Source organism: Sulfitobacter sp. UBA4523, from assembly GCF_002388305.1.
GTDB lineage: Bacteria > Pseudomonadota > Alphaproteobacteria > Rhodobacterales > Rhodobacteraceae > Sulfitobacter > Sulfitobacter pontiacus.
On sequence record NZ_DGMH01000058.1, the window covers coordinates 438 to 4,566 of the forward strand.

Annotated in this window: 4 protein-coding genes and 1 pseudogene; 2 read left to right on the forward strand and 3 right to left on the reverse strand. The window is 53.5% G+C overall.

Going from position 1 to position 4,129, the window contains the following annotated elements:
* The 3 genes and pseudogenes from B3849_RS14105 to tnpA form a co-directional block, all read right to left on the reverse strand.
* Positions 1 to 234: pseudogene (locus B3849_RS14105) on the reverse strand (transposase domain-containing protein); the annotation flags it as partial.
* Between the two features lie 59 nt (positions 235 to 293).
* Complete coding sequence (gene tnpB / locus B3849_RS14110) at positions 294 to 644, reverse strand: IS66 family insertion sequence element accessory protein TnpB (RefSeq protein WP_286780314.1); 351 nt, start codon at positions 642 to 644, stop codon at positions 294 to 296.
* Positions 641 to 1,033 (reverse strand): IS66-like element accessory protein TnpA, encoded by a 393-nt coding sequence (tnpA, locus tag B3849_RS14115; protein WP_286780315.1) that lies wholly within the window; start codon positions 1,031 to 1,033, stop codon positions 641 to 643. The genes tnpB and tnpA overlap by 4 nt, the downstream gene beginning before the upstream one ends.
* 1,014 nt (positions 1,034 to 2,047) lie before the next feature.
* On the opposite strand from tnpA, the gene repA reads away from it, so the two are divergent.
* Both repA and repB read left to right on the forward strand, forming a co-directional pair.
* Positions 2,048 to 3,193 (forward strand): plasmid partitioning protein RepA, encoded by a 1,146-nt coding sequence (gene repA, locus B3849_RS14120; RefSeq protein WP_286780316.1) that lies wholly within the window; start codon positions 2,048 to 2,050, stop codon positions 3,191 to 3,193.
* A complete protein-coding gene (gene repB, locus B3849_RS14125) occupies positions 3,183 to 4,106 on the forward strand; it encodes a plasmid partitioning protein RepB (RefSeq protein WP_286780317.1) in 924 nt (307 codons plus the stop codon). The genes repA and repB overlap by 11 nt, the downstream gene beginning before the upstream one ends.
* The last annotated feature ends 23 nt before the right edge of the window (positions 4,107 to 4,129 follow it).

The window sequence follows — 4,129 nt, forward strand, 5'->3', positions numbered from 1 at the left end:
TTCCTCAAGCTGCAATTCCAGTTGATCGATCGGTCGGGCGCGACGTTCGGATGATATCCCGTATTTGTCGCGCCGCAGCTTGGCGATCTCCAGCTTCAATTCCTAGATCATTGCCTCGGTGCAGGAGACTAAGGCGCGGGCTTGCACCAATTCGGCCTCTGCAGCTTGCGCACGGGCGGTCTGCGCGGCAAGTGCGGCGCTCAATTCGGCGATTTGCAAGGCGGCATTTGACATGGCAGATGCCTAACATAAACGCTACAAAAGGCCAATAAAAGCAGGAACTTAACCGCAGATCATCCAGCCATTCTGGGCCTTTGCGTCCAGCGCGGATTACGCCAGTCGATCCCTTCCAGAAGATAACCGAGCTGGGCGGATGATATCGCCACAGCCGTCCCGTCCTGGCTCACAGGCCAGATGAACTTGCCCGCCTCAAGCCGTTTCAGATACAGCGACATGCCAACCCCGTCATGCCAAAGCAATTTCACCAAGTCGCCTTTACGCCCACGAAAGCAGAATATCTCACCGGCATGCGGGTCACGCCCAAGGCCCTGTTGGACAGACAACGCCAAGGTGTTCATCCCGCGCCGCATATCCGTCACCCCACCCGCAATCCAAACCTTCGTGCCCGCCGGAAACGCGATCATGGCCGCACCATCAAGCCATTGAGCAGACGCGCAGCAGCCTCCATGTCAAAGCCGGAGGGGATCGTCACGCGACACCGCGGGCCGAGATCAACGGTCATGACAAAAGCTTGCGGCGCAGGAACATCATCAGGGCCAGAACCGTCTTCGAGCTGAAGAACGCGCAAAAATTGTGGGCCAGATCCAAGCAGCCCATTATTGTGCCTATATCGCCAATCGTAAAGCTGTGATCGCGAAATGTCATGGCGCCGTGCGACCTCCGCCAATGTCACGCCATCGCCGTGGCTTTCCTGAACGATCCGGACCTTCTCATCATCCGTCCAACGGCGACGGCGGCCGGTATCAGAGACCGACAAAACTTGAATACGGCGGGTGTCTTCGTGTGCGTCCATAAAGACACTCGATAAACAATCTCGCAGCCTATCAGCCAGACGGCCCTCGGCGGATGTTTACCCTAGACTGGTCGATACCGATGTATAGATCTGATTTTGTGATAAAGGCCAGAAAACTTAAATAAACACTCACGCCCGCTTGCAGACCGAGAACACTTCATAAACTCAATCTTGAAATAGGTTCGACGCCGGCGTAACGTGGCCGTATGGATCACACATACCACCACAACCTGAGCTCCCGAATATCCGACTGATTACTAGTTCGGTATCTGGGAGTGCCGCGGTGGGACACGGGATTTATAAACCCTTTTAACAGCAGATTACTGTGTCGTCGGCGGTTCAATTCCGCCCATTCCTACCAATATCAATGTGTGAATTTTTGGACCTGTTGCGCTGCAGCCCAACGTATACTTTAGTCAACGCCAACTTCCCGTCGGATTTTACTGGGGCATTCCTGACCAGTATTGGGCTCCGACTGTGCGGATTACGATAACTAGTGATGGCGGCAAACATTGTCGTCAGGATCTTGCTTCGTCTTTACAACCACCATCAAATCAGTTCGGCTATCATGGTTGGCGGAGGGGACGAGATCCCTACGGCTTCCCGTCTCTGGCTAAATAGATACCATGCTTTAACCTCGACCCCGAAAGCAAGTGAGTTGCCAGCCGTCATCGGAAAGAACACTTTTAGAACCTGCAAAGAATACTTGGCTCGCTCGGCAGATATCCAAAGGAATCGGACATTCGACAAAAGTGTCGATTTAAATATGTATAAAAAATACATCTTGTGTTTACTTCTGCGCGCGCAACAAACTGTTGAATTATCGCGAGATCATAAATAATAAGTCGCTGATATCTAACCGTTTACTGCCGTTACGAACACTCGGCCTCAACGCCCTCAAGCCCCTCAACAGTTTATCCTAGATTAATCCGCTATATCTGTTAATATCTCTCAAGCAATAAAGACTTGAGGGCAGCAATGAGCGGGATTCGAGCCTCCCAGAGATTTGAAGTCATGTCCAAGCGGCTGGGTAACCGGTTGCATGAGCATGCGCAGGAAACCTTCCCGCCGGACGCCCAGAAGGGCCTTCGCCGCTTCGCTATGCGGGAAGCGGCTGAATTGCTGCGCATCAACCAGAACACCTTCCGACATCATGTGTCAAACCTCGAAGGCTTTCCCGAAGGGATTTTGGAGGGCGGCAATCGCCGAAGCTTCTCCGCAGAGGAAATGGTTGAAGCACAGCGCGTGCTTCTTGAGACTGGAAGGATCAAACCAGAAGAGCATCCGCACAGAAGGCCGGGAGAAGCTTGTCAGGTTTTGACGATCTTTAACCTGAAGGGTGGCTCTGCCAAGACATCGTCTGTTGCTCACATTGGGCAACTATTGGGTCTAAGAGGGTACCGGGTCTTGCTGATAGACCTTGATAGCCAGGCAAGTCTGACGAACCTATTTGGTGTTACGCCCGAGCTTGATCCGGATATGCCAACCTCATACGATCTGATCAAATCCGATGACCCGCTTCCCGCGGCAGAAATCATTCGCAAAACGAACTTCCCGACTGTCGACCTGATCCCGGCATCCATGGACATCATGGAGTACGAGTTCGAGGTCGCCCTGAGTTTCAGAGAAGGTACCACCACGTTCCATAGCCGCATCAGGGATGCACTCGAGCCAGTCTTGAGCCAATATGATGTGGTACTGTTTGATACCCCACCGCAGCTGAACTTCTCGGTGATCTCGGCTCTTTTTGCATCGACTGGGGTACTAATCCCGCTGAACGCCTCAATGCTCGATGTCATGTCCCTTGCGAGCTTTCTTGCAATGGCGAGCAACTTGATGGGCGTAGTCGAGACGCATGCCCCCGAACACGGGCTGAACTTCGTAAGACTTCTCATTACACGCTACGAAAATACCGATGGTCCGCAGGTTCAAATTTCGTCTCTACTTCGGACGGTGCTTGGAGATGCGGTACTATCTGCAGAGTTCCTAAAATCGACTGCAGTGGGCGACGCAGCAAATACCCAACAGAGCATATTTGAGGTAGAACCCCGCGACGTGAACCGCCGAACTTACGAGCGCGCGACCGAATCCGTCTCTCGTGTGACTGATGAGGTCGAAAGAGAAATTCTTAAGGCATGGGGGCGTAGTGATGGCACGTAAAGTCTTCGGAAATTCCCTGAAGAATGCGATGGGTGAAGCGTCGCCTTCGGAAGAAAATTTGGATACGAGCCGCACGAGCCCGACCGTAGCTCGCGCACAAGCATCCATTCTTGAAGAAGATAAACACGCCACACGGCTGATAGACCCGAACGCCATACAGATGTCCGCGGTCATGGATCGCATCGATCCCAGCGATGGGCTGGATGATCTTGTCTCGTCGATCCGCGAGCACGGTCAAAAAGTTCCAGTTTTGGTTCGCAAAACCTCGAATGGATCCCTTGAGATTGTTTATGGTCGCCGCAGGCTTCTCGCTTGCCGCGAACTAGGTCAGAAGGTGCGCGCAACGGTCATGGAGATGACCGACGAGGAAGCACTCATTGCCCAAGGTGTAGAAAACAATGCCCGCCAAGACCCATCGTTCATCGAAAGGGCTCTGTTTGTAGCCGGCATCATTCGGGAACTTGGGAAGACAGACGAGGCCCGCAAGAACGCTCAGACAGTTGCGTATCGGGCACTTCAGATAGATGAGTCGCTTGTCTCACGGATGAACCGTATCGCGACAGGCATTCCTACTGAATTAATTCAGGCTATCGGACCTGCGCACGGCGTTGGTCGACGGGTCTGGGAAAAACTCTTTCGGTTATGCGAAAAAGACGGCGCAAGAGCCCGCGAAATTGCCACCAAAATTCCCAGCAATTTGCCGGGCCCCGATCGTCTAGAAGCAGCGGTTACCTTGCTAACGGCCACCAAGCCATCGGCTCCCTCGGCGCACCCCGACGAGCGCGTGAAGGTCGGGCGAAGGGGTAATCGTATCACTATCGAGGCTGACGCAGATCTAGCCCCACGTGTGGAGGAGGCTGTGCGCAAGATGATAAGTGAGCTTCTTGACCGCGGTCAAGATGGGCCAGAGTAACAACCCCCCGTCTTGACCGCGCA